Origin of the sequence: Schaalia radingae, assembly GCF_900106055.1 — a bacterium.
In the GTDB taxonomy this organism is placed as follows: domain Bacteria; phylum Actinomycetota; class Actinomycetes; order Actinomycetales; family Actinomycetaceae; genus Pauljensenia; species Pauljensenia radingae_A.
Genome location: NZ_LT629792.1, coordinates 1,804,950 through 1,831,405, shown reverse-complemented (window position 1 = coordinate 1,831,405; position 26,456 = coordinate 1,804,950). Strand labels below are relative to the sequence as shown.

General features: G+C 58.8%; 21 protein-coding genes. 18 read left to right on the top strand and 3 right to left on the bottom strand.

What is annotated here, in order from left to right; genetic code table 11:
• Positions 1-711: 711 nt before the first annotated feature.
• Positions 712-4,191, top strand: a complete 3,480-nt coding sequence (rpoB, locus tag BLT69_RS08040; RefSeq protein ID WP_058237177.1) for a DNA-directed RNA polymerase subunit beta — start codon at positions 712-714, stop codon at positions 4,189-4,191.
• Between the two features lie 150 nt (positions 4,192-4,341).
• Entirely contained in the window at positions 4,342-8,247 is a 3,906-nt protein-coding gene (locus BLT69_RS08035) for a DNA-directed RNA polymerase subunit beta' (protein ID WP_092648787.1), read from the top strand.
• 416 nt (positions 8,248-8,663) lie between these two features.
• Here the strand turns inward: BLT69_RS08035 and BLT69_RS08030 are convergent, their stop codons facing one another.
• Together BLT69_RS08030 and BLT69_RS08025 are read right to left on the bottom strand one after the other, a co-directional pair.
• On the bottom strand, positions 8,664-9,455 hold the full coding sequence (locus BLT69_RS08030; protein WP_157886385.1) for a hypothetical protein: 792 nt from the start codon (positions 9,453-9,455) through the stop codon (positions 8,664-8,666).
• 47 nt (positions 9,456-9,502) lie between these two features.
• Positions 9,503-10,174, bottom strand: a complete 672-nt coding sequence (locus tag BLT69_RS08025) for a DUF6318 family protein (protein ID WP_157886384.1) — start codon at positions 10,172-10,174, stop codon at positions 9,503-9,505.
• Between the two features lie 398 nt (positions 10,175-10,572).
• On the opposite strand from BLT69_RS08025, the gene BLT69_RS08020 reads away from it, so the two are divergent.
• Positions 10,573-11,526 (top strand): cutinase family protein, encoded by a 954-nt coding sequence (locus BLT69_RS08020; protein WP_092648784.1) that lies wholly within the window; start codon positions 10,573-10,575, stop codon positions 11,524-11,526.
• 2,996 nt (positions 11,527-14,522) lie between these two features.
• Here BLT69_RS08020 and BLT69_RS10840 read toward each other — a convergent pair.
• A complete protein-coding gene (locus BLT69_RS10840) occupies positions 14,523-14,663 on the bottom strand; it encodes a hypothetical protein (RefSeq protein ID WP_157886383.1) in 141 nt (46 codons plus the stop codon).
• Between the two features lie 40 nt (positions 14,664-14,703).
• Between BLT69_RS10840 and rpsL the strand changes: the two genes are divergently transcribed.
• The 15 genes from rpsL to rpsQ all read left to right on the top strand — a co-directional run bounded on the left by rpsL (position 14,704) and on the right by rpsQ (position 26,398).
• A complete protein-coding gene (rpsL, locus tag BLT69_RS08010; protein ID WP_058237858.1) occupies positions 14,704-15,078 on the top strand; it encodes a 30S ribosomal protein S12 in 375 nt (124 codons plus the stop codon).
• Positions 15,078-15,548: a 30S ribosomal protein S7 gene (rpsG, locus tag BLT69_RS08005; RefSeq protein ID WP_058237171.1), complete on the top strand. Its 471-nt coding sequence runs from the start codon at positions 15,078-15,080 to the stop codon at positions 15,546-15,548. Before rpsL ends, rpsG begins: the two co-directional genes overlap by 1 nt.
• 149 nt (positions 15,549-15,697) lie before the next feature.
• Positions 15,698-17,821: an elongation factor G gene (gene fusA, locus BLT69_RS08000; protein WP_058237170.1), complete on the top strand. Its 2,124-nt coding sequence runs from the start codon at positions 15,698-15,700 to the stop codon at positions 17,819-17,821.
• Between the two features lie 348 nt (positions 17,822-18,169).
• On the top strand, positions 18,170-19,360 hold the full coding sequence (gene tuf / locus BLT69_RS07995) for an elongation factor Tu (RefSeq protein WP_058237169.1): 1,191 nt from the start codon (positions 18,170-18,172) through the stop codon (positions 19,358-19,360).
• Between the two features lie 1,735 nt (positions 19,361-21,095).
• Positions 21,096-21,404, top strand: coding sequence for a 30S ribosomal protein S10 (gene rpsJ / locus BLT69_RS07985; protein ID WP_058237857.1), 309 nt, complete (start codon positions 21,096-21,098; stop codon positions 21,402-21,404).
• A gap of 11 nt (positions 21,405-21,415) precedes the next feature.
• The gene (gene rplC / locus BLT69_RS07980) at positions 21,416-22,084 is read left to right on the top strand and encodes a 50S ribosomal protein L3 (protein ID WP_070726979.1); all 669 of its coding nucleotides are present in this window, start codon (positions 21,416-21,418) and stop codon (positions 22,082-22,084) included.
• A 1-nt stretch (position 22,085) separates the two neighbouring features.
• Positions 22,086-22,742, top strand: coding sequence for a 50S ribosomal protein L4 (rplD, locus tag BLT69_RS07975; protein WP_058237856.1), 657 nt, complete (start codon positions 22,086-22,088; stop codon positions 22,740-22,742).
• Positions 22,739-23,044 (top strand): 50S ribosomal protein L23, encoded by a 306-nt coding sequence (gene rplW, locus BLT69_RS07970; RefSeq protein WP_058237166.1) that lies wholly within the window; start codon positions 22,739-22,741, stop codon positions 23,042-23,044. The genes rplD and rplW overlap by 4 nt, the downstream gene beginning before the upstream one ends.
• A 27-nt stretch (positions 23,045-23,071) precedes the next feature.
• Positions 23,072-23,908, top strand: coding sequence for a 50S ribosomal protein L2 (gene rplB / locus BLT69_RS07965; RefSeq protein ID WP_058237165.1), 837 nt, complete (start codon positions 23,072-23,074; stop codon positions 23,906-23,908).
• A 15-nt stretch (positions 23,909-23,923) separates the two neighbouring features.
• Positions 23,924-24,205, top strand: coding sequence for a 30S ribosomal protein S19 (rpsS, locus tag BLT69_RS07960; protein ID WP_058237164.1), 282 nt, complete (start codon positions 23,924-23,926; stop codon positions 24,203-24,205).
• Between the two features lie 31 nt (positions 24,206-24,236).
• On the top strand, positions 24,237-24,608 hold the full coding sequence (gene rplV, locus BLT69_RS07955) for a 50S ribosomal protein L22 (protein ID WP_058237163.1): 372 nt from the start codon (positions 24,237-24,239) through the stop codon (positions 24,606-24,608).
• Complete coding sequence (rpsC, locus tag BLT69_RS07950; protein ID WP_058237162.1) at positions 24,608-25,456, top strand: 30S ribosomal protein S3; 849 nt, start codon at positions 24,608-24,610, stop codon at positions 25,454-25,456. Before rplV ends, rpsC begins: the two co-directional genes overlap by 1 nt.
• Positions 25,457-25,461: 5 nt before the next feature.
• Positions 25,462-25,881, top strand: coding sequence for a 50S ribosomal protein L16 (rplP, locus tag BLT69_RS07945; RefSeq protein ID WP_058237161.1), 420 nt, complete (start codon positions 25,462-25,464; stop codon positions 25,879-25,881).
• Positions 25,881-26,114: a 50S ribosomal protein L29 gene (rpmC, locus tag BLT69_RS07940; protein WP_058237160.1), complete on the top strand. Its 234-nt coding sequence runs from the start codon at positions 25,881-25,883 to the stop codon at positions 26,112-26,114. The genes rplP and rpmC overlap by 1 nt, the downstream gene beginning before the upstream one ends.
• A gap of 5 nt (positions 26,115-26,119) precedes the next feature.
• On the top strand, positions 26,120-26,398 hold the full coding sequence (gene rpsQ / locus BLT69_RS07935; RefSeq protein ID WP_058237159.1) for a 30S ribosomal protein S17: 279 nt from the start codon (positions 26,120-26,122) through the stop codon (positions 26,396-26,398).
• Positions 26,399-26,456: the final 58 nt, after the last annotated feature.

Sequence of the window (26,456 nt, the reverse complement as noted above, 5' to 3'; positions counted from 1 at the left end):
CGAGCGGTTCCTAATTCGGTTCGCCGTTCGTTCCCGTGCTCGCTTTCTCTCACCACCCCCTTCCGTACTATTCCCGTCTGTCGATCTCGACTTTCTCCCCTCATTTACCCGACCGTCGATCTTGACTTCCTCCCTTCGATTCACCCATCTGTCGATCTCAGCGCACTCAGTTCGGGTGTCATTGCACGTCCGCGCCTGCGACCTGCATAAACGGATGGGTACCCTCGTCAATTGCGAAGAAAACCGGTCGAGATCGACAGAAGGGAAGCGGAGGGAGAGGAGGAGAGAGGGAGAGGGGGAGAGGGAGAGGCGGCACTCGGGGCTGGGAAAAGACGGCGACCAGCCGCCGGCAACAACCAGCCAGACGGAAAGGGCAGAAACAGCGAATGGAAAGGGTGGAAAACAGTGAAGGGGAGGGACAGAGAACAGTAAACGGGGGCAAAGAACAGTGAACGGGAGGGGCAGAGAAAAGTGAAAGCGCCGGTCAGGCCCCAAGCAACACGGCGGTGGGGTCCGTGAGATTGGGCACAGCTTCGCGCATACCCCTTGCCGACGGCGGCGAAGGATTCTAACATAACTATTTGCGCCTGATGACGCCCGAGGTGAGCTGTGCCCGCACGCGAGACCAGCGCTAAGTGTGCTAGCGACACAGTATCAGATAGGGGCGGCAGGCGGGAGCGCGCACTCACCGACTGCAGGGAAGGACACCCTTTGGCTGCCAGTAGCACCACTGCACATCAGCCCAGGAACCGTATCTCATTTGCGAAGCTTCGCGAACCTTTGCAGGCCCCGAACCTGCTGGGTCTGCAGATTCAGAGCTTCGACTGGCTTCTGGGGAACGACAATTGGAAACAACGCGTTGAGGCTGCGAAAGCTTCAGGCGGATTCGACGTGCCGGACGTTTCCGGGCTGGAAGAAATCTTCCAGGAGATCTCGCCGATCGAAGACGTCGCACAAACCATGTCATTGTCATTCCGCGACCATCGACTCGAACGCCCGAAGTACTCGGTCGAAGAGGCAAAGGCCAAGGATTACACGTACTCAGCACCGATGTACGTCACCGCCGAGTTCATGAATTACATGACCGGCGAAATCAAGTCGCAGACCGTCTTCATGGGTGACTTCCCCCTGATGACCAAGCGCGGCACTTTCATCATTAACGGCACGGAGCGCGTCGTTGTCTCCCAGCTGGTCCGTTCGCCTGGCGTGTACTTCGAGCGCACATCTGACCGCTCCTCCGATAAGGAAATCTTCGGAGCCAAAGTCATCCCCAGCCGCGGTGCCTGGCTCGAATTCGAGATCGACAAGCGCGACGCAGTGGGTGTGCGTATCGACCGCAAGCGTAAGCAGTCGGTGACTCACTTCCTCAAGGCTATCGGCATGACCGAAGCTGAGATCCGTGAACAGTTCGCGGACTACCCGGTTTTGCTGGAAACCCTTGAGAAGGACACGGTCGACACCCAGGAGGAAGCTCTCCTGGATATCTACCGCAAGATTCGCCCCGGTGAGCCCGCAGTCGTCGACGCAGCTCAGACACTGCTGAATAACTTCTACTTCGATTCCAAGCGCTACGACCTGGCGAAGGTTGGCCGCTACAAGATCAACAAGAAGCTGGCTCTGGATGCGGATCCTCGTACCTCCGTTCTGACGCTGGAAGACATCGTCACGACCATCAAATACATGCTCTCGATGCATAAGGGTGACAAGACGTTCACCGGCGTGCGTGGCGGCAAAGCCGTGGAAGTCAGCGTTGAGTCGGACGATATTGACCACTTTGGTAACCGTCGTATCCGCGCGGTGGGCGAACTGATCCAGTCGCAAGTGCGTACCGGCCTGGCGCGCATGGAACGCACCGTGCGTGAACGCATGACAACGCAGGAAGCCGATTCGATCACGCCTCAGTCGCTGATCAATATCCGCCCCGTTGTCGCAGCGATCAAGGAGTTCTTCGGAACATCCCAGCTGTCACAGTTCATGGATCAGAACAACCCGCTGGCCGGTTTGACCCACAAGCGCCGCCTGTCGGCACTGGGCCCTGGCGGTCTGTCGCGTGACCGTGCCGGCATGGAGGTCCGTGACGTTCACCCGTCGCACTACGGACGCATGTGCCCGATTGAAACCCCTGAAGGCCCAAACATTGGTCTGATCGGCACGATGGCGACGTTCGCGCGCATCAACCCCTTCGGTTTCATCGAGACGCCGTACCGCGTGGTGCGTGGCGGCCACGTCACCGACGAGGTCGAGTACCTGACCGCTGATGACGAGAACGGCCACTACATCGCTCAGGCATCATCGCCGCTGACGGAGGACAACACTTTTGCCGAAGAGATGGTTCTGTGCCGTCTCTCCGGCGAAGACCCATTGCTCGTTGCGCGCGATGACGTTGACTACATGGACGTTTCTGCACGTCAGATGGTCTCTGTTGCCACCGCGTTCATCCCGTTCCTCGAGCACGATGACGCCAACCGAGCCCTGATGGGCGCGAACATGCAGCGCCAGGCTGTCCCGTTGCTGCGCACCGAAGCTCCACTGGTCGGCACCGGCATGGAACGCCGCGCCGCTCAGGACTCAGGCGAAATGGTGATCGCTGAGCGCGCCGGTGTCGTCACCGAGGTCAGCGCCGACTTGATCGTCGTTGAAACTGACGAGGGTGGCCGCGACACTTACCGACTCGAAAAGTTTGAACGCTCCAACCCCGGCAACTGCACGAACCAGCGTGTCATTGTCGAGGAAGGCCAACGCGTTGAAGAAGCAGACGTTCTGGCTGATGGCCCGGCCACCGACAACGGTGAAGTCGCCCTCGGAAAGAACCTGCTGGTTGCCTACATGTCGTGGGAAGGCCTGAACTACGAGGATGCCGTGATTCTGTCACGCCGCGTCGTGCAGGATGACGTCCTGACCTCCATCCATATTGAGGAGTACGAGGTTGACGCCCGCGAAACGAAGCTGGGCGACGAGGAAATCACGCGCGACATTCCGAACGTGTCCGAGGAATCACTGGCTGACCTTGACGAACGCGGCATCATCCGCATCGGTGCTGAGGTTCAGGCCGGCGACATCCTGGTCGGCAAGGTCACCCCGAAGGGTGAAACCGAACTGACCAGTGAGGAGCGCCTGCTGCGCGCCATCTTCGGTGAGAAGGCGCGCGAAGTGCGCGACACCTGCCTGCGTGTCCCACACGGTGAAGAGGGCATCGTCATTGGCGTGCGCGAGTTCAATGACGAAGAAGACGATCTGAACCCCGGCGTGCGCCAGACGGTGCGCGTGTACGTGGCTCAGCGCCGCAAGATCACCATTGGTGACAAGATGGCTGGCCGTCACGGAAACAAGGGCGTCGTCTCCAAGATTCTGCCTGTCGAAGACATGCCGTTCCTGGAAGATGGCACACCTGTGGACATCATCTTGAACCCGCTGGGCGTTCCTGGACGTATGAACGTCGGTCAGGTGCTCGAGTACCACCTCGGCTGGCTGGCCCACCAGGGTTGGGATGCCACGAAGGCGAAGGAAGCTGGCGAAGACTGGACGAAGTTCCTGCCTGAGAACGGCATCAGCGCCGAGCCCGGCTCCTTGGTTGCAACCCCCGTGTTCGACGGTCTGGAAGCAGAGGAGCTGCAAGGCCTGCTGCGTTCAGTTCGTCCCAACCGTGATGGAGAGCGCTTGACCAACGATGAAGGTAAAGCTCAGCTGTTTGATGGCCGTTCGGGTGAACCGTTCCCGTACCCCATCGCAGTGGGGTACGCCTACATGCTCAAGCTGCACCACTTGGTTGACGACAAGATTCATGCCCGTTCAACCGGCCCGTACTCGATGATTACGCAGCAGCCGCTGGGTGGTAAAGCCCAGTTCGGTGGCCAGCGCTTCGGCGAGATGGAGGTGTGGGCACTGGAGGCCTACGGTGCCGCCTACGCCCTCCAGGAGCTGCTCACCATCAAGTCGGACGACACCGTTGGACGTGTCAAGGTCTACGAAGCCATTGTCAAGGGTGAAGACATCCCGGAACCTGGTATTCCAGAGTCCTTCAGGGTCCTCATCCAGGAAATGCGCTCGCTGTGCTTGAACGTTGAAGCACTCGACGCGGCAGGCAACCCGATTGACCTGCGCGACGAGGACGAATCGTACGATGCGCAAGAGGATATGGGCATCACCTTGGATGCCCGTCCGAACGCAGCAGCAACCATTGACGCCATTTAACTCAGTCGGTTCCGCGGCGCACAGGTCGCCCTCGTCAATCAAGACGACGAACGAGGGCGACGCGCTTGCGGGGAACCTCAGCCCCTCCAGCGGCGGGCTTGAGCAGACCACTTACGCTGGAACCGACGAACTAATGCAAGGAGCGAGACCTTGATCGACGCTAAGACGTTCGACAGCCTCAAGATCACCCTGGCAACGACAGATGACATCTCAGGATGGTCCCACGGCGAGGTAAAAAAGCCCGAAACGATTAACTACCGCACCCTCAAGCCTGAGCGCGACGGCTTGTTCGGTGAACAGATTTTTGGTCCGACCCGCGACTGGGAATGCGCGTGTGGCAAGTACAAGCGCGTGCGCTACAAGGGCATCGTGTGTGAAAAGTGTGGCGTCGAAGTCACACGCTCGAAGGTGCGTCGCGAGCGCATGGGTCATATCGACCTGGCAGCGCCTGTCACGCACATCTGGTACTTCAAAGGCGTGCCCTCACGCCTCGGATACGTCCTGGACCTGGCTCCGAAGGACCTCGAAAAGGTTATCTACTTCGCTGCCTACATGATCACCGAGGTTGACGAAAAGGGTCGCGACGAGGACCTTGCCGACCTGCGCAGCGAGCTCGAAGTTGAAAAGGGCCACCTGGAGTCCCAGCGTGACGACGCGATCAACCAGCGCGCCGAAAAGCTGGAGCAGACCCTGGCACAGATGGAAGCCGATGGCGCCAAAGCTGCCGATCGCGACCGTGAACGCAAGGCAGGGGAACGCGAAATGGGGCAGATTCGCCGCCGTTTCGACCGCGACCTGGAACAGCTGGAGACCGTGTGGGAGCGTTTCCGCGACCTCAAGGTTGGTGACCTGGAAGGTGACGAGCGCCTGTACCGCGCCATGCAGCTGCGCTACGGCACGTACTTCAAGGGCGATATGGGTGCAGCCGCCATTCAGAAGCGTCTGCAGACCTTCGACCTGGATGCCGAAGTGGAGAACCTGCGCAACACGATCGCCAACGAGTCGGGCCCGCGCAAGACCCGGGCGATCAAGCGCCTGAAGGTCGTCAACGCCTTTGTGCAAACCGGTAACAAGCCGGAGTCGATGGTGCTGACCGCTATCCCCGTCATCCCGCCGGATCTGCGCCCGATGGTTCAGCTGGACGGTGGCCGCTTTGCGACCTCGGACCTGAACGATCTGTACCGTCGCGTCATCAACCGCAACACGCGCCTGAAGAGGCTGCTGGAGCTGGGTGCGCCCGAGATCATTGTCAACAACGAAAAGCGCATGCTGCAGGAGTCTGTGGACGCGCTGTTCGACAACGGCCGTCGTGGCCGCCCCGTGGCCGGTCCTGGTAACCGCCCGCTGAAGTCGATCTCTGACATGCTCAAGGGCAAGCAGGGTCGTTTCCGTCAAAACCTGCTCGGTAAGCGCGTGGACTACTCGGGCCGTTCGGTCATCGTGGTGGGCCCGCAGCTGAAACTGCACCAGTGCGGTCTGCCCAAGCAGATGGCTCTGGAACTGTTCAAGCCATTCGTGATGAAGCGCCTGGTTGAGAAGTCGTTCGCGCAGAACGTCAAGGCAGCCAAGCGTAAGGTTGAGCGCCAGCGCCCCGAGGTGTGGGACGTCCTCGACGACGTTATTCGTGAGCACCCGGTACTGCTGAACCGCGCACCTACACTGCACCGCCTGGGCATTCAGGCCTTCGAACCGCAGCTGATTGAAGGTAAAGCTATTCAGCTGCACCCGCTGGCCTGTGGCGCGTTCAACGCTGACTTTGACGGTGACCAGATGGCAGTCCACCTCCCGCTGGGTGCTGAGGCTCAGGCTGAGGCACGCATCCTGATGTTGTCGACGAACAACATCCTCAAGCCTTCCGACGGTCGCCCTGTTGCAATGCCGTCGCAGGACATGATCATTGGTCTGTTCCACCTGACCAGTGATCCTGATCCGGCTGTTGAGGTGGCGACTGATGAAAACGGTGAGCCGGTTGTGCCGTGCTATTCGTCAGTGGCTGAGGCACGTATGGCGTTTGATCGTGGCGAACTGGATCTGAATGCCCGTGCACGGATCCGCTTCACCGACATTGTGCCGCCCAAGGGCTGGGAAGTCCCGGAGAACTGGGAAGAAGGCGATCCGATCCTGCTGGAAACCTCGCTGGGGCGCGCGATCTTCAACGAGACTCTGCCGGTCGACTACCCGTTCGTCAACTACGTTGTGGGTAAGAAGCAGCTGGGAACGATCGTTAACACATTGACGGAGCGTTACCCGAACGTCCTCGTCGCCGAATCTCTGGACGCACTGAAAGCTGCCGGTTTCCACTGGTCAACTTGGTCTGGCATCACAATCGCGTTCTCTGACATTCAGGCGTCAGACCGCAAGGAAGAAATCCTGGCGCGTTACGAAGCCAAGGCTGCGGAGATTCAGGACCAGTTCGACACCGGTATCATCCTGGAAGAAACCCGGTACGAGGAACTGGTCAAGCTGTGGCTGAAGTGCACTGAGGAAGTTGCTGACGACATGCGTCAGAACTTCGATGCTCGCAACACCGTCTACCGCATGGTGTCGTCGGGTGCTCGTGGTAACTGGAGCCAGGTCCAGCAGATCGCCGGTATGCGTGGTCTGGTGTCTGACCCGAAGCAGAAGCTCATTGAGCGTCCGATTAAGGCAAACTACCGTGAAGGCCTGACGGTTCTGGAGTACTTCATCGCAACTCACGGCGCTCGTAAGGGTCTGGCTGATACCGCTCTTCGTACCGCCGAATCTGGTTACCTGACCCGCCGTCTGGTCGACGTGTCGCAGGACGTGATTGTGCGTGAAGAGAACTGCGGTACCCGCGCCGGCATTCGCGTGCCGATCGCCCGCAAGAACGAGTTTGACGAGTGGGAAGCCGTTGAAGCGGTTGAGACTACCGCGTACGCCCGTACGCTTGCTCGCGATGCGGTGGGTGAAGATGGCACTGTCGTGGCGGAGGCTGGCACCGACATTGGTGATGACCTGATTGCTCAGATGGTTGCCGCCGGTGTGACCGAGGTGACGACCCGTTCCGTGCTGACCTGTGAGTCGGCGGTGGGCGTGTGCGCCAGCTGTTATGGCCGTTCGCTGGCCACCGGTAAGCGTGTCTCGATCGGTGAAGCTGTCGGTATTATCGCAGCTCAGTCGATTGGTGAGCCTGGTACCCAGCTGACGATGCGTACGTTCCACACCGGTGGTGCTGCGTCGGCTGCTGACATTACCCAGGGTCTGCCGCGTGTTCAGGAGCTCTTCGAGGCGCGCAGCCCGAAGATTGAAGCCAAGATGAACGAGGCCGCCGGTCGCGTCCATATTGACGACGAAGATCCCGGTTCACGCAAGATCGTGATCACTCGCGATGATGGCCGTGAGGATTCAGTCATCGAGGTGACTCGTCGCCAGAAACTCCTGGTGAACGAGGGCGACCACATCGAAGCTGGAACCCCGTTGACTGAAGGCCAGTTGGATCCCAAGGAGGTCCTGCGTATTATGGGCCGCAATGTGGCTCAGAAGCAGCTGGTTGATGAGGTGCAGAAGGTCTACCGCGATCAGGGTGTGGGTATTCACGCCAAGCACATCGAGGTCATCGTGCGCCAGATGCTGCGCAAGATCACTATTCTGGAGCCGGGCGACACCTCGTTCATGCCGGGTCAGCTGGTGGATCGTTCAGCGTACTTGTCGGCCAACCGTCGAGTTGCCGCCGAGGGCGGTCAGCCCGCGTCAGGTCGTCAGATGCTGATGGGTATCACCAAGGCGTCGTTGGCAACGGATTCGTGGCTGTCGGCTGCGTCTTTCCAGGAGACCACAAAGGTCCTGACCGAAGCCGCCATGAACGGCAAGGTTGATCACCTGGTGGGTCTGAAGGAGAACGTCATCCTCGGAAAGTTGATCCCGGCCGGCACCGGCCTGGCTCGCTACAACCAGGTTGTCGTGGAGCCCACTGCTGAGGCAATGGCCGATGCGAACTATTCCGAACTGGATTTCCAGGATGGAGAAGTTCCTGAGTCCTTCCTGGCCTCGCTCGACTCGATCGATTTCGGAATTCCGTTCCACGGCCAGAACTGACCGTTAACCTCAGGTGGCTGGTGTAAGCCCGCGAATTGCGGCGGGCTTGCACCAGCCGCTTCTTTTTATGGCGCGGTGTGGTGCCTTGCACGGTGTGATGAAGTCCCTCGTTACGGTGTGGTGAGGCTCTTTGTGCGCTGAGGGGAGTATTTCCTCCGCGACTGGGCGAGTTGCCTTAAGCGGTGTGGTGGGGGCTCCTCGTTGTGGCGTGGCGAGTTTCCTTGTGCGGTGAAGGAGAGCCTGTGCGGTGAGGGAAAGCTTAAGGTGCGCGAGAGAGATTCATTGTGTGGTCTGGCGACTCCCTCCCCGCTCAGTCACTGTCTCTTTCAAGGAAGTACCGATTGCGATGTCGAGGCGGTTATCTTTCTTGAATGAGCTGGTGTTTTCTCGGTTTTCTTTGTGGTTTCTCTGTTCGGTTAGTGTCCGTGGGTTTTTTCGGCGTGGTCGGTGAGGACTTGGTGGGGTTTGGTTAACAGGAATGGGGCGCTGGTTTCTCTTGTGCTTGTAATGCTAGGGATTGTGTGCGTGGTGCCGGTGAACGGGTTGGTTAGTGTGACGTCCCACGTGGTGGTGAGTGTGACGGTTTGGTGGGGTGATTCGTTTTGCCATGAGTGTGTGTGCACCATGTTGGGGTAGGGGTTTCCTGGGGTGGTGGTGACCAGTGGCGGGGTGTGGTCGTTGAAGTCGAATGTGTAGGTGGAGGCGTGAAGGGTGAGGGTGACGGTGTGGTTGAAGACGGTGAGGGTGTGGGTTTGGGTGGGGGTGGCGGCGTAGATGTTGGAGGGCACTTCGGTGAAGGCGTGTTGGTGTGGTTGGATGGTCAGGCCTGCGCCGCGTAGGGTGATGGTGTTCAGGGCTGTGCGTGCGATGGTGTCGGTTGACGGAGTGGCGGGCTGGTCTGGTTCTTTTCCTTCAGGTTTTTCTGTTGGTGGTGGGGTGCATTTGTCTGCTGGTGTGGCGCCGGCTGTGCCGGTGCCGATCTTGCAGCGCACCTGCCAGCCCGGTACACGAAACCCACCAACCGGCCCCTCAACAACCTCAACCACACCACCAGCACCAGCGGCGTCAACATTCTCCACGCCAGCACCCTCCACACCAGGCACCGACACCACCTGGGTAAAGGTGTGTTTGACAGTCAGCACGTTATTGTCTGCCTTAAGAATGTCTTGATCCCAGCTGTCATTTGTGTCTCCTACAGGTGCACTCATGACAAGAAATGACATTGCTAAAACGGGCTCGACGAGATGGAATGCACTCATGACTGGGGGCTTTCAGGTGATTCGGCGTATAACGACTTGGTGACGAAGGACCGCTCTCTTGCTTGGACTTCTACCTGGAATACCAGTTCTTTGTCAGGGTAGTTAGAAATGGAGTCATTTGAGTAGTTTGTGTATGGCGCTGCTTGGACAAGCATTTCTACGAAGTAGAGATTCTCATCATCTGGATGAGTGAGAACATCGTTGAACTCGGCGACCTCATACCCTATGCCTTCCGCCCATCCTCCTTTTTCGTATTGATCAGCGATTTTCGTTAAGTTGACTTGGCAGAGTTTGCAGTCTGGGCTGCTGACTTTTTTGAGGGTGGTGGTGTTGCCGGTGTTGATGGAGTATGCGAGGAGGTTGAGGTAGTACTCGGCGAAGTAGCGTGCCCCGAACGCGTCCATGTTGGTGGCAGCACTGGGCAGTTGTGGTTCGTGTGGTTCCACCCAGTCCACGGGCCTGCCGAGCTTCCCGTCGGGCAAGACCGGGTACTCGCCCGACATGGGTATGCTGTGGGCTGCATCGCCTGACCCACTTTGATTGGCAGAGACTTCAATGTTGTTGCTTTGCCCGTCTTGTGCCTGGCTACATGCAGCCAGCATGATCATTCCGGCCACTACTGGAACCAGCAGCCTAGTGCGCGCGGCGCGTCGTGATCGTCGTGTCATGTGCACCACACTACGGAACAGTACTGCTGCCCGTACAGACCCAATTCATAATTGTGGATCAAACTCTTTCTGCACCCACCTGTCGACCTGGAAGCCTCTCACTGGATTCATCACGGCTCTACCTCCCGTGAGGTTACTCCTGACCAGTGCAAATGCCTCGTCCGTGGGTGCGATTGCCGGTGACCTGCCCTTCAGATCGACAGACGGGGAAAGAGGGAAGGAGAGGGAGAAGGAAAGTACAGATCTGCCGACGATTCCCAGAATATGGATCGTCAAAGTCGGCCCGAAACATCGAGAAAACTCACTGATGCCGATCTGGAGCGTACTGCGTGTAGCAGTAGATGGGAGTCTCCCTCGTTAATGGGTAGAATTTGGGTGGAACCGAGAGGGAGTGACGGATGAGAAAGCTCGGACTACCTGCGCTGATTGCTGTGACGGCACTCACTGCAGCCGGGTGTGTGGCCGGTAACAGCCCTGCCGAGCCGGAGCAGTCTCTCGCTCAATCCGCCCTTTCGAATCAGTCAACCTTGTCGAACCAATCGGAAATCGAAACCGACAACCCCATCGAAGCTGCCCCCGACCAGTCCCAATCCAGCCATCCAGCCGAGCAGTCTTTCATGACCACCGGAGAATGCGTGGACGTCGTGGCGATTAATGCGCGTGGAACGAATGAGGAGACCGGCGGCGGTGGCCTCACTGATGCCGTAGCGGGCGAGATCGTTGAGAAATGGTCGAAAGACGCGCGTGCCATTGCGCTGGAATATCCCGCAAGTTTTGACGTTAATGCTTCCGTCGAAGACGGGGTTTTAGCTCTGACCGCGATGCTTGAAGATGGCGCAGCTCGGTGCCCGAATCAGAAATACGTGCTCGTGGGTTATTCGCAGGGCGCGATCGTTGTCGCTGAGACGCTGAGCAAGCCTGAAGACCGGCTGATCATGGGCGATGTCGAGCGACTGAGTGAGCCTGCGCGGAAGGCGATTGCTGCCGTCGAGCTATACGGTGATCCTGGTTTTGTTGGGTCGATGCCGTATAACCGCGGCGACTACGATCCGCGTTTTAACGGGATGTTGCCGCGACACTCGCAGGCTTTAGCTGAATTTGCCACCCGGATTCGTGACTTTTGCGTTGCGGAGGATCTATTTTGCCAGGGGAGCCGGCGCACAGGTATTCAGCGCTCGGCTCATTCGCTCTACTGGACGAACGGCATGCAGGCTGAAGGTGCAGCTCACGCGCTGGAGCGCCTTTACCGGAGGGCCGAGTTGGCTGGAGAGGATATCGGTGCCGAAGGCGCAGCGCCTGAGGAAACTGACAGTGGCGACGCCCAAAGTGGAGGGGCAAATAACGGGCACTAAGAGCGCCGTGATGTGGCCTTTTGGCTCTGACATCGAGTGTCGTGACGCTTCCGAGGCCTCTGGCGATTTTGTGTCCGAGGTTTCTTCAGATCTTGGTTGCCACAGTCGCAAAATGGTGCTGTTTCCCTCCCCGCCGCCCTGTCCACCCAAGTGTCGATTTGGCTGCCGTATCCTCCCAATTGACGAGGGTGCCCCACGCATCGTCACTGGCCAGCAGGCATTTGTGGATCGAGATGCGTGGAGAGAACCGTCGGATGGGCCTTGAAATCGACAGTAGGGGAGAGAAGGAGGTGGGAATTGGAGACTATTAACGGCGGAAGAACAGTATCGAGTCCCTGCATTGGCGCAGAGAAGCACATAGAATTGACTACGTTGATCCACTAGTCAAATGGAGGAGACACCGTGATCAAAAAACTCTTCAAGCTCGTTCTTTTTGGCGCTCTCGCAGCGTTCGCCGGCCTCATTGCGATCCAATACGATGGCCCTCGCAACTTCCTGAAAGACCTTGGTGTGCCGCTGTAAGCAACTAATTCGCAGATCGAAGACCTGTCGAATTTGCACGCTTAGTCACGCCGATTAGTCTCTAGGTGCCGAGCTGTACCACCAAGGTAGAGCTCGGCACCTTCATGCAGTTTTCGGCAGTTCTTTCACGAAGCAAGCACATTCAACAGTGCACCACATTCAGGGCATCTGCATTCAACTCGTTGGCACCGATCTCGCGCGGGCGCTCGCGGCCTCCCTCGTCGATTCGGAGAACCAATACGTCGATCAGCGCTTTCCACGCGCGTCCCACGCAACCGGGCTTCGATCCGCGCAGCCGAATGCTCAGGGTGGTGCAAATCGTCCCAAATGAAGCGTTCGAAAACCCAGCCGCGCGCCTCCAAATCTCGCTGCCTCCTGCCCTCAGATTGGTAAGAGTGAGCGATCTGTGAGTGCGACACGCCTCGTTTGCTGCGGCCGTCAAATTCAAGTGCGACCTTCTCGCGCGGAAAAGCAATATCGATGAAGTACACGCTCGCCGAGCGCGCTCCAGCAAGGCTCTCAGCTGGGCGTTGGCGCACTTCAAACTGTGTGCGCACAGCGTGAAGCTTCCGACTGCGAACTATCCACAGCAGCATCGCCTCGCCAATTGATTCGCAGCCCGCATCCGCATGCTGTATGAGCCATCTCGCGCGAGCCACATTGCGATGCTCCCTCGGAAAGCGACTAAGCTGGCGGACCAGAGCAGCTCGCACACGCTCTTCAGCCTTGCGAGACCTGTCCTGATGGTGCTTGTTGAAGTGACTCAGCCGACGCATCCCGTCGCATAGCGTCACGAACGCGTGGCTCGCCGGCATCGTGAGAGCGCACAAAATGAGCGTGTCCTCAAGTGTCGCCACACGTAGCAGCATTCGACGGCGCGACCCCGACACGTCGCTTTCACGCCCGCGGTCGATGCTGGATCCGCGGATTCTGACCGTGCGTATCGGCCCGACAGCTGGTACCTGGTGTCGCATTATTCGGGCAGCTGGGATAGAAATTCTGCTTGCTTCGATGGGGGATCGCCGAGGGTGGCCGCAGCGAATCTCAATCCGAGGCAAGGTCGGGGATTCGTTTCCTGGTCTGCCATGCGTAAGGATGTGAACGTCAGGCGAACGGTCCCAGCACCACAGGCCGTGGAGCAAAGCTGCAGATGGGCCTATGAATGTCGCGTGCGGATGCGTCAGACAGGTGGCCGCAATCCGTGCCAAGGCGGCATCATTGCGGATCTTCCACGTTTCACTCTGGGTAGCGCTGGGATCGATGCGCCACGTGACGCCTCGCTTAACGCGCGCGTAGTACTGACCAGTTTGTTTCTTAAGGGCGCTGAGGCGGCGGTGGCGCGAGGTTGTAGCGAGGTGAAGGTGCTCGATGTAGGTGGTCACTCGGATACCTCCTTTCTAAGGGTGCCCAGTTGTCGAGCACTGACTGTGTGGCGATAGAGCTGGATGCGTGATGGTTGTGTTGGGCGTGCGGACGGTTATGTCGAGTTGCATGGCTGAAAGAGCATGACATGGGGAAGCGGCGTATGCGGCAATAAGAGCGGCAGCTTGTGGATACGGTGGTGGTAGGGGTGATACTTGTGGATAACTCGGCTTGAGCCGGGCGGGTACCCTCGGCCGTGAGGATTCCCTCTGGTCGGTTCGCCTTGGAATATTCCACGATTCCATCGGGACAACTTCTGCAGGGAGGTCGCCGGGCAATCTTTCCGCTTTCCTTCCACTACTCCCTCCCTTCCTTTCTTTCACCCAACTGTCGATCTCGAGGCGCGATTCGACAAGATGTTTTTTAAAACCGCAGGTCAAGAACAGTTTTTATGAAAGGTAGTGCCGAAGATCGTGCTGAAATCGACAGTTGGGTAAGGGTAAGGGTAAGGGTAAGGGTAAGGTAAGGGTAAGAGTAAGAGTAAGAGGAGCAGGGGCGGAGGAAGGGACGGGGTCGATGGGAAGCCCTCCTTGGAAGGTCGCCCGGCAGTCGCCGTAAGCGGCCTGCCGCGAGGCGTCGGAAGTTCCCGTGACTCCATTCCTAACAATCCACTCCGACCGCGCCTCCGTCCAGAATGCGCCTTAGCTCACGCCGTACACAATTGACGTGCCCGCCGCCCACAAACTAAGCTGAAATGCGGTAACCCGAGTACATCGGGTCACCTGACCGCTTGATCACACGATCTGGCGGCGATGCGACACTGATCGCACCAGTGATCAAGACGCAGCGCCACAACCGGTGATACAAGCATCGGGCTCCACAAGGAGGATACCGAGCGGACGGACATCGCCCCCTCGCCCTCGTGCCATCGGAGCTCCGGGCGTCATTCTCTGACCGCACGGGCAGCAGGCCCCACAGCTTGGGTGCACAGCAGAACAAGCTGAGCAGCACGCTAACCGTCGGACATCATGGCGCGCCGGCCCCTGATGGATCAACGCTGCCCAGTCAGGGGACTTGACAATATCGGGCTGACTGAAGCCAGGGTGCCTGCGCTACGCCGGGCACCACACAAGAAAACGCACGACGATGCGTGGCTTGCCCTCGTCAACCGGCAACGATCCGCCGCCGAACTCACGGCAGCGAAATTCAACCGGACACTGGCCCGACAACGGGGCAGCTGCTGACACAGGCAAACACAGTCATCAGAGTGCACAACGACTGGAGAATTTTTCAGTGCCTACAATCCAGCAGCTCGTCCGCAAAGGGCGCAGCTCCAAGCGCGGCAAAGTGAAGACGCCTGCGCTCAAGGGCTCGCCTCAGCGCCGTGGCGTGTGCACCCGTGTGTACACCGCCACCCCGAAGAAGCCGAACTCTGCGCTGCGCAAGGTTGCCCGTGTGCGCCTTTCGTCAGGCATCGAAGTGACGGCTTACATCCCAGGTGAGGGACACAACCTCCAGGAGCACTCCATCGTGCTCGTCCGCGGTGGTCGTGTGAAGGACCTCCCTGGTGTCCGTTACCGTATTGTCCGCGGATCACTTGATACGCAGGGCGTGCGCAACCGCCAGCAGGCTCGTTCACGTTACGGTGCGAAGAAGGAGAAGAAGTAATGCCTCGTAAAGGCCCAGCTCCCAAGCGCCCGCTTGTCGACGATCCGGTTTACGGTTCCAAGATCGTCTCGCAACTGGTCAACCGTGTTCTGCTCGACGGCAAAAAGTCGTTGGCTGAACGCATCGTGTACGGCGCGCTCGAGACAGTGCGTGAGCGTACCGAGCAGGATCCAGTGGTGGTTCTCAAGCGCGCTCTGGACAACATCCGCCCAGCCCTTGAGGTGCGTTCCCGCCGTGTCGGTGGCGCTACCTACCAGGTTCCGGTTGAGGTTCGCCCGGCCCGCGCCACCACTCTGGCTCTGCGCTGGCTGGTTGACTTCTCGCGTCAACGTCGTGAGAAGACCATGACCGAGCGTCTCGCTAACGAAGTTCTCGATGCGTCCAACGGCCTCGGTGCCGCTGTGAAGCGCCGCGAGGACATGCACAAGATGGCCGAATCGAACCGCGCATTCGCCCATTACCGTTGGTGATTTTTCCATTCCCGAGGGCGGCCTCTGACGCCGCTGACAACCATGCTGCGTGAAATAATACTTTTGCCAGCTGTTTAATCCCCAGCGGGGCTCCGCCCTCGTTAATGGGGATCACCGAAAGAACGCACGACGAAGCGAAGGACAACTCCGTGGCACAAGAAGTGCTAACAGACCTGAGGAAGGTCCGCAATATTGGCATCATGGCTCACATTGATGCCGGCAAGACGACCGTGACTGAACGCATCCTGTTCTACACGGGCATTAACTACAAGATCGGTGAAACGCACGACGGTGCGTCAACCACTGACTGGATGGACCAGGAAAAGGAACGTGGCATCACGATTACCTCGGCTGCTGTGACCTGTTTCTGGAAAGGCAACCAGATCAACATCATCGATACCCCTGGCCACGTGGACTTCACGGTGGAAGTTGAGCGCTCACTGCGTGTGCTCGACGGCGCCGTGGCTGTCTTCGATGGTAAGGAAGGTGTGGAGCCTCAGTCAGAAACCGTGTGGCGTCAGGCCGACAAGTACAACGTCCCACGTATCTGCTTCATCAACAAGATGGACAAGCTGGGCGCCGACTTCTACTACTCGGTGCAGACCATCAAGGATCGCCTCAAAGCGAACCCGATCGTCATGCAGCTGCCCATTGGCGCCGAGGATACCTTCGAAGGCAACGTTGACTTGCTGTCAATGAAGGCTTTCCATTACCCGGCAACTGACGCAGACGGTAAGCCCACCCTTGGTGCCATCGTCGAGGAAGGCGAGATTCCCGCCGACCTGCAGGACAAGGCCGAGGAATACCGTGAGGCTCTGATGGAAGCCGCCGCTGAAGGCAACGACGAGCTCATGGAAGCTTACCTGGAAAACGGCGAACTGACCGTTGACCAGATCAAGGAAGGCGTGCGTGCGCTGACCGTTTCAGGCAAGGCCTTCCCGGTCTACTGCGGTACCGCACTGCGCAACATGGGTGTTCAGCCCGTGCTGGACGGTGTGATCAGCTTCCTGCCCTCACCTCTGGATATCGAATCCGTCAGCGGTTTCGAACCTGGTGATGACTCTGAGGTAGAGAACCTCGTTCGTCATCCCGATGAGAACGAGCCTTTCTCAGCGCTGGCATTCAAGATTGCGGCGCACCCGTTCTACGGCAAGCTGACCTTCATCCGCGTCTACTCCGGCAAGATGGAAGCCGGCTCCCAGATCATGAATTCGACCAAGGGTAAGCGTGAGCGTATCTCCAAGATCTTCCAGATGCACTCCAACAAGGAGAACCCGGTTGATCTGGCGCACGCTGGTCACATCTACGCTGTGATCGGTCTGAAAGACACCACCACCGGCGACACGCTGTGTGACCTGAACGATCAGATTGTTCTGGAGTCGATGACCTTCCCGAAGCCCGTTATTCACGTGGCTGTCGAGCCGAAGTCGAAGGCTGACCAGGAAAAGATGGGCGTCGCCATCCAGAAGCTGGCTGAAGAGGACCCGACCTTCACCGTTGAGCTGGACCAGGAAAGTGGCCAGACCATCATCGGTGGTATGGGCGAGCTTCACCTCGACATCATTGTTGACCGTATGCGTCGCGAATTCAAGGTCGAGGCTAACGTCGGCAAGCCGATGGTCGCCTACCGCGAGACGATCCGTAAGACCGTCGAAAAGTTTGAATACACTCACAAGAAGCAGACCGGTGGTTCGGGTCAGTTCGCCCGCGTCATCATCATGCTGGAGCCGCTGCCGAGCGATTCCGAAGAAGAGTACGTCTTCGAGGACAAAGTCACCGGTGGCCGCGTTCCGCGTGAGTACATCCCCTCTGTAAACGCTGGTATTCAGGAAGCCATGCACTCCGGTGTTCTGGCTGGATACCCGATGGTGGATGTCAAAGCCACGCTTCTTGACGGTGCATACCACGAAGTTGACTCGTCTGAAATGGCGTTCAAGATCGCAGGTTCAATGGCCATGCGTGAAGCCGCCAAGAAGGCGAAGCCGGTTCTTCTTGAGCCGATTATGGCCGTCGAGGTGCGTACGCCTGATGAATATCTGGGCGACGTGATCGGCGACCTGAACTCTCGTCGTGGTGCCATCCAGTCAATGGATGAGCAGCATGGTGTGCGTGTTGTTCGCGCGCAAGTTCCGCTGTCGGAAATGTTCGGATACGTTGGCGACCTGCGGTCCAAGACCCAGGGACGCGCCGTGTACTCGATGCAGTTCGACAGCTACGCCGAGGTTCCTCGTAGCGTTTCAGAGGAAATCGTCGGAAAGTCTCGGGGCGAGTGAGTCCCACGGGGTCGGATCAACCCCGATCGGTGTACCGTAGTGCTATTGCCTGTTGCGCTGCGTGATTGCACTGGTCAGATCGGTCAGCGGTGGGGGACCTCGCAGTAGCGGGGTCCCGCGCCGGAACCGATCGGTCGAGACCGGAGCGTCAGTGCAGCGCAAGACGGATAGCGCCGGGATTCCGGTGAGCGAGGTGGCGGGGATCACTGTCAAGGGGCAGTGTGAAAGCTGCAGCGCAGATCCGCACTCCAATTCAATAGAAACCCTGTAGGATCTCACGCCCTGTGGGTGTTAAGCTAACACCTAGCCATAGGCTGAGAACATCTACCCGAGTCCAGGAGGACACAAGTGGCGAAGGCCAAGTTCGAGCGCACCAAGCCGCACGTCAACATCGGTACCATCGGACACGTTGACCACGGCAAGACGACGCTGACAGCAGCAATTACCAAAGTTCTGCACGACAAGTACCCGGAACTGAACGAGTACACGCCGTTCGAGAACGTCGACAACGCTCCTGAAGAGCGCGATCGTGGCATCACGATTAACGTCTCCCACGTGGAGTACCAGACCGAGAAGCGTCACTACGCACACGTTGACGCCCCCGGTCACGCTGACTACATCAAGAACATGATCACCGGTGCAGCCCAGATGGACGGCGCAATTCTGGTGGTCGCAGCAACCGACGGCCCGATGGCTCAGACCCGCGAGCACGTTCTGCTTGCCCGTCAGGTCGGCGTCCCCACCATCCTTGTTGCTCTGAACAAGAGCGATGCCGTGGATGATGAGGAAATGCTGGAGCTCGTTGAGGAAGAATGCCGCGACCTGCTCAACTCTCAGGACTTCGATGGCGACAACGCCCCGATCATCCGCGTCTCGGCGCTCAAGGCTCTTGAGGGCGACGAGAAGTGGACGAAGGCAATCGAAGAGCTCATGGATGCAGTGGACGAGTACGTCCCGACCCCTGAGCGCGATCTCGACAAGCCGTTCCTGATGCCGATCGAGGACGTCTTCACCATCACCGGCCGTGGCACCGTTGTGACCGGCCGTGTCGAGCGCGGCAAGCTGGCTCTGAACTCTGAAGTCGAGATCCTCGGCATCCGCCCGACCCAGAAGACCACCGTCACCGGTATCGAAATGTTCCACAAGTCCATGGATGAAGCATGGGCAGGCGAGAACTGCGGTCTGTTGCTGCGTGGCACGAAGCGCGAAGATGTCGAGCGCGGCCAGGTTGTGGCCGTCCCCGGCTCCATCACGCCTCACACGAACTTCAAGGGCCAGGTTTACATCCTGAAGAAGGACGAAGGCGGCCGTCACAAGCCGTTCTTCTCCAACTACCGTCCTCAGTTCTACTTCCGTACCACGGACGTCACCGGCGTCATCACGCTGCCCGAGGGCACCGAGATGGTTATGCCTGGCGACACCACAGAAATCACCGTTGAACTGATTCACCCCATCGCAATGGAGCCCGGCCTGGGCTTCGCTATCCGCGAGGGTGGCCACACCGTTGGTTCAGGTCGTGTGACCGAAATCGATAAGTGATTCGGTAGCTGGGTGCAGTTGGCATTGAGCCGACTGTAACTGGCGCTGGCACTCGCGAGGTTCCCCGTTTGGGCCGTTTGAGTCGGTATTGACGAGGGCGCCTGGCGGTGAGCCGAATGAGCTGAGATGGGCTTGGTGGCATCGAAAGATGCTTCCAAGCCCATCTTTTTTGTGCTGCTGTATCTTCTTGCCGTTTCTGTCTTTTTGCGTGCTCTGTTTCAAAGCGCGCCCATTCCTTTGGCGCCCTCTGGCCTGAAGCGTGTTCTGCCTTTTGGTAGCGCCGCCCTTTTCTCGTGCTCTGTCTTTTGGCGGCTCCGGCTCCTAGCTGTAGTCCGTCTCTTAGCCTGCTCCGGCCTTTAGCGTTCTCCGCCCTTTTGTCGGCCCAGTGTGATTCGTGCTTCCCATTGTCTGACCGTGAGATCAATAGCCAAGGGGCGTGTATATGCTTTCTGTCGCTATTACGCGGCGATGGCGCTGTATGCTCCAACGAATTCGGGTCTGGCACCTTTTCGCGCTCCGAACTGTTCCGGCCCCATCTCTTCTTGCGTTCCGAACTGTTCCGGCCTGAGCCGTTCTACTTTGAACTGTTCCGCCTCGAGCTTTTTGCTCCTAGCTGTCTATCTGCCTGTTTCCCACCGGTTGTTTACCCAACTGTCGATCTCGGCAGCATTCCGTTTGAGTAAACGAAGGTGAATTGGCTGTGACCTGCACCGATGCAGTCGCGCCAAGGGATGTCCTTCCATAGGTGTCCTTGAGATCGACAGATGGGTAGAGGTGGGGAAAGGGCAGTGCTGGAAAGAAGTCTCTGCAGAGATTAGGAGTGAAGGCGCGGTGGCGCCGCAAGAACTCCTCCGATCGGCTACGCGAACAATCTTGTAGGTATGCCTATGTGCTAGACCTAACATCTATTGTTTGCGAATGCTTCTCGAAGGAGTTCCGAAAAAACTTCGAACACGGATACTCCGCAGATCTTTTCGTTAAGACTTCCCTCCCTCTACCCGAGTGTCGATTTGAAGGCTGAAAGTTCCGGTCCTGCTTCCCTAGCAGCCCCTTGACCAGCTGTGATGCGAGGAAGTCTCAGCGGAGAATCGTCGATTCGACCCTCAGATCGACAGTTGGGAACTGGGGGATAGGGCAAGTGAGGGACAGGACTAAGTGGGGAGGGCCCGAGCGGAAGAAGGGGCTATGGGGGTGAGGGGATCAAGTGGGGAAGGGGCATGAGGTGGAGATGGGAGCAAGTGAGCGCTGAGAAATGAACCGACGAGCACATTGTGGAAGGGCAGACTGCCGAGTGACAGGCTGCAGAGAGACAGGGTGAGGTGGAAGGATGGCACGCGGGCATAGTGCGGATGGGCAGGCTGGGGTAAGTGAGGGGGTGCACCAGCGATAGTGATACTGGCGACAATTCTTGGCAGCAGGGTGACAGAATGTGCCTCCGTGGGCCCGTAGCAAGGCATAAAAGCTGGATAGCAGGCTAGTTGTCAGGTGATTCACATCGGTTTTTGCCTGAGCGGACTTGAACCAACGAGGGGTTTTCTGTCAAACTAATCAGGTTGCCCCGCGAGGGTGGGGCTCATCCAGACCAACATCTGGCCGGGCTTTATAGCCCGAGTTCTTTAGATAAGACAACGGTCCGTCCCTCACCCGAGGGAAACCGCGTACGAATGTGTCGCGAATTGCGACACGCCCGAATGCGGGGACCGGTGACGAAGCTGTACGAGAAGAGGTAGACGGCATGGCGGGACAGAAGATCCGCATCCGGCTTAAGTCCTATGACCACGAGGTCATCGACAGCTCCGCGCGCAAGATTGTGGAGACCGTGCAACGCGCGGGCGCCACGGTCGTGGGCCCGGTGCCACTGCCGACCGAAAAGAACGTGTTCGTCGTCATTCGGTCGCCCCACAAATACAAGGACAGCCGCGAGCACTTTGAGATGCGCACACACAAGCGGCTCATCGACATCATCGACCCGACTCCGAAGGCCGTCGACTCGCTTATGCGTCTTGACTTGCCTGCGGACGTCAATATTGAGATCAAGCTCTGAGGACATCTGCAATGACAACTGATACCAAGCAGAAGGCCAGCACGCCCATGACGGCGCTGTTGGGCCGCAAGCTCGGCATGACCCAGGTATGGGACGCCGAAGGGCGTCTTGTCCCGCTCACTGTCGTGCAGGTCGGCACCAACGTCGTCACACAGGTGCGTACCGAAGAGGTTGACGGTTACTCTGCGATTCAAATCGGTTACGGCAAGATTGACCCCCGCAAGGTGACAAAGCCTCTCGCGGGACACTTTGCCAAGGCAGGCGTGGAACCACGTCGCCACCTAGCCGAAGTTCGCACAACCGAGGCCGATAACTACGCAGCGGGGCAGGAACTCGACGCAACCGTGTTTGAAGCGGGACAGCATGTTGACGTTTCCGGAAACACCAAGGGCAAGGGATTTGCCGGTGTGATGAAGCGTCACGGCTTTGCAGGTGTGGGAGCCTCTCACGGCGCCCACCGCAATCACCGCAAGCCAGGCTCCATTGGTGCCTGTGCAACACCTGGTCGCATTTTTAAGGGACAGCGCATGGCCGGCCGTATGGGCAATGCGCGCCGCACAATTCAGAATCTGACGATCCAGGCTGTGGACGCCGAAAAGGGCCTCCTGCTCATTACCGGCGCAATCCCCGGCCCGAAGAACGGTATCGTCCTGGTTCGCACGTCCGTGAAGGGTGCGTGACATGACTGATAACCAAACCACGCGCACGATCGATGTGCTCGACCGTGAGGGCAAGAAGGTCGACACGATCGACCTGCCCGGTGAAATTTTTGACGTGCCGGCGAACATTCCGCTGATGCATCAAGTCGTCGTGGCGCAGCTTGCTGCGGCCCGACAGGGAACACACGCGACCAAGACCCGTGGCATGGTTTCCGGCGGCGGCAAGAAGCCGTACCGCCAGAAGGGAACCGGTAACGCTCGTCAGGGCTCCATCCGCGCACCGCAGTTCACCGGTGGCGGAGTGGTTCACGGACCTCAGCCGCGTAACTACGCACAACGCACCCCGAAGAAAATGAAGGTCGGCGCTCTGCGCTGCGCACTGTCCGATCGCGCTCGTAACGATCGCATTCACGTTGTGACTTCATTGTTCGAGGGCGACAAGCCGTCCACCAAGACAGCTCTGAAAGCTCTGCGGACAATCGTTGCTGGCAACGACAACGTCCTGGTGGTCCTTGAACGCGGTGAAGATCTGACGGCACTGAGCCTGCGCAACCTGCAGGAAACTCACATTCTGTGGGTTGATCAGCTCAACACCTATGACGTCCTCGACAACGACGATGTCATCTTCACCAAGGGCGCCCTCGAGACTTTCCTCGGTACTAAGGAGGAGACCAAGTGAGCGCACTCGAATCCACCAAGAACCCGCGCGACATCATCTTGAAGCCTGTCGTGACTGAGAAGTCATCGATCCTGATGGATCAGGGCAAGTACACATTTGAAGTTGATCCTCGCGCCAACAAGACCGAGATCAAGATTGCTGTCGAGGCAATCTTTGGTGTCAAGGTTGCCTCTGTCGCGACCCAGAACCGTAAGGGTAAGGAATACCGGACCCGCAACGGAATCGGAAAGCGCAAGGACGTCAAGCGAGCAATCGTGACCGTTCGCGAAGGCACCATCGACATCTTCGGCGATCAGGCCTGAAGGCAGCCGGAGAGGTAGAGGAACATTATGGGAATCCGCAAATACAAGCCCACAACGCCGGGCCGTCGCGGCTCAAGTGTGTCGGACTTTGCTGAAATCACGCGTTCTACGCCAGAAAAGTCGCTGCTGCGTCCGCTGAGCAAGACCGGTGGTCGTAACGCGCACGGCCGCGTGACCTCGCGTCACCGCGGTGGTGGCCACAAGCGCGCCTACCGCGTGATCGACTTCCGTCGCCATGACAAGGACGGCATCCCCGCCGTTGTGGCTCACATCGAATACGATCCGAACCGCACCTCGCGCATCGCACTGCTGCACTACGAGGACGGAGCCAAGCGTTACATCCTGGCACCAGCCAACCTGTATCAGGGTGACCGCGTGGAAGCAGGCCCACAGGCTGATATCAAGCCAGGTAACTGCCTGCCGCTGCGTAACATCCCTCTCGGTACCGTCGTGCACGCAGTTGAGCTGCAGCCCGGTGGCGGCGCGCAAATCGCGCGTTCCGCTGGAGCGTCTGTGCAGCTCGTTGCCAAAGAAGGCCGCTTCGCGCAACTGCGTATGCCTTCCGGTGAAATCCGCAACGTTGACGCTGCATGCCGTGCAACTGTTGGCGAGGTCGGCAACTCCGATCACTCCAACATCAATTGGGGTAAAGCAGGCCGTATGCGTTGGAAGGGCAAGCGCCCCCACGTTCGCGGTGTTGTGATGAACCCGGTCGACCACCCGCATGGTGGTGGTGAGGGCCGTACCTCTGGTGGTCGCCATCCGGTGTCACCGTGGGGCAAGCCCGAGGGCCGTACCCGTCGTCCGAACAAGGCCAGCGACAAGCTTATCGTGCGCCGTCGCCGGACCGGCAAGAAGCGCTGATAAGGAGCTGAAAATATGCCGCGTAGTTTGAAGAAGGGCCCCTTCGTCGACGACCACCTGCTCAAGAAAGTCGACAAGGCCAACGAAACCAATTCAAAAGCCGTCATCAAGACATGGTCACGCCGCTCAGTGATCACCCCAGACTTCCTGGGCCTCACATTTGCGGTGCATGACGGCCGCAAGCACGTCCCGGTGTTCGTCACCGAGGCGATGGTGGGTCACAAGCTGGGAGAATTCGCTCCCACTCGTACCTTCCGAGGCCATGACAAGGACGATCGCAAAGGACGTCGGCGCTGAGCCGGCCCTAGGGAAGAAAAGGCAGGATTTCATGGAAGCCAAGGCGCAGGCGCGTTACGTTCGCGTCACGCCCCAGAAGGCACGCCGCGTGGTGAACGAAGTTCGCAACAAGCGTGTCCTGGAGGCAGCCGACATTCTGCGGTTCGCTCCGCAGGCCGTCGCAACCGATGTCCAGAAGGTGCTTCACAGCGCTGTCGCCAACTCCAAATTCAAGGCTGAGCTGGCAGGGGAGGCTTTTGACGAAGCCGACCTGCTGGTCCTCGAAGCCTTTGTGGACGAAGGCCCGACTATGAAGCGTTTCCGCCCCCGCGCACAAGGACGCGCCGGACGGATCCTCAAGCGCACCAGCCACATCACCATTGTGGTGGGCACCAAGGACGATAAGCAGAAGGGAGACCAGTAATGGGGCAGAAGGTTAACCCAACCGGGTTCCGTCTGGGAATCACCACCGATCACCGGTCCCGCTGGTTCTCCGACTCAACCACCAAAGGCCAGAGCTACGCAGATTACGTAGCCGAAGACGTTGCTATTCGTCGCGCTTTGTCTGAAAGCCTTGAGCGCGCCGGCATTTCGAAAGTTGACATCGAGCGCACCCGCGACCGCGTGCGCGTCGACCTGCATACCGCGCGTCCCGGCATTGTGATCGGACGTCGTGGCGTCGAGGCAGATCGCCTGCGTCAATCTCTCGAGAAGCTGACTGGCAAGCAGGTCCAGCTCAACATCCTCGAGGTTCGCAACCCCGATCTGGACGCACAGCTGGTTGCTCAGGGCATCGCCGAGCAACTCGCAGCACGTGTCTCGTTCCGTCGCGCCATGCGTAAGGGCATCCAGTCCGCACAGCGTGCAGGCGCCAAGGGCATTCGTGTCCAGGTGTCCGGCCGTCTGGGTGGAGCCGAAATGTCTCGCTCCGAGTTCTACCGTGAAGGCCGTGTGCCGTTGCACACCCTGCGCGCGAACATCGACTACGGCTTTTTTGAAGCTCGTACCACCTTTGGTCGCATTGGCGTCAAGGTGTGGATCTACAAGGGCGACATGACCGAGCGCGAATTTGCTCGCCAGCAGGCTGAGCAGCAGAACCGCGGCGGACGCCGCGGTGATCGTCGCGGACCCCGTCGCGGCGGCCGTGGAGGCCAGGGACGCGGTGGACGTCAGCGCAACCAGGAACGCGCAAGCGAAAACACGCAGCCAGAAAAGGCTCAGACTGAGCCCCAGGCCGAACAGCCGGCTGCCGATCAAGGAACGGAGGCCTGAGTCTTATGCTCATTCCCCGTCGGACCAAGTTCCGCAAGCAGCATCGTCCACACCGCACTGGTGTGGCTAAAGGCGGCACCGAGCTGGCCTTCGGCGACTACGGCATCCAGGCTCTTGAAGGCGCCTATGTCACGAACCGTCAAATCGAGGCAGCTCGTATTGCAGTGACCCGTCACGTGAAGCGTGGCGGCAAGGTGTGGATCAACATCTTCCCTGACCGCCCGCTGACCAAGAAGCCCGCAGAAACCCGTATGGGTTCCGGTAAAGGCGCTCCTGAATGGTGGGTCGCCCCCGTCAAGCCGGGCCGCATTATGTTCGAACTGGGCGGCGTTTCCGAGGAGCTCGCTCGCGAAGCTCTGAGCCGTGCCCAGCACAAACTTCCAATGAAGACCCGATTTGTGGTCCGAGAGGGTGGTGAACTCTGATGGCCGACAAAGGTCTGACGACCGCCGACCTGGATGCAATGGACGCAGCACAGCTGTCCAAGGAGCTCGAGAAAGCTAAGGCTGAACTGTTCAACCTGCGCTTTTCCCAAGCCGTCGGTTCTCTCGAGGACCATGGACGCATGAAGGTAGTTCGTCGCAACATTGCCCGGATCTACACCATTAGCCGTGAGCGGGAGCTCGGCTTCCGCACAGCCCCCACTACGAAGGAGTGAGTCGCATGTCCGAGACCACTAATGAGGCTGTCGCACGTAATTTCCGTAAGGTTCGTCGTGGCTACGTGACCAGCGACAAGATGGATAAAACCGTCGTCGTTGAGCTCGAAGACCGCATGAAGCACGCACTTTACGGCAAAGTCATGCGTAAGAGGAAAAAGGTTAAGGCCCACGACGAGAACAACGAGTGCCACGTCGGTGACCTCGTTCGCATCATGGAGACCCGCCCGCTGTCAGCCACCAAGCGCTGGCGCGTCGCGGAGATCATCGAAAAGGCGAAGTAATTCGTCCTCATAGACCATCATCCGTTCGGTCAGGCTCTAGTGGCGCAACCGCGCTGCG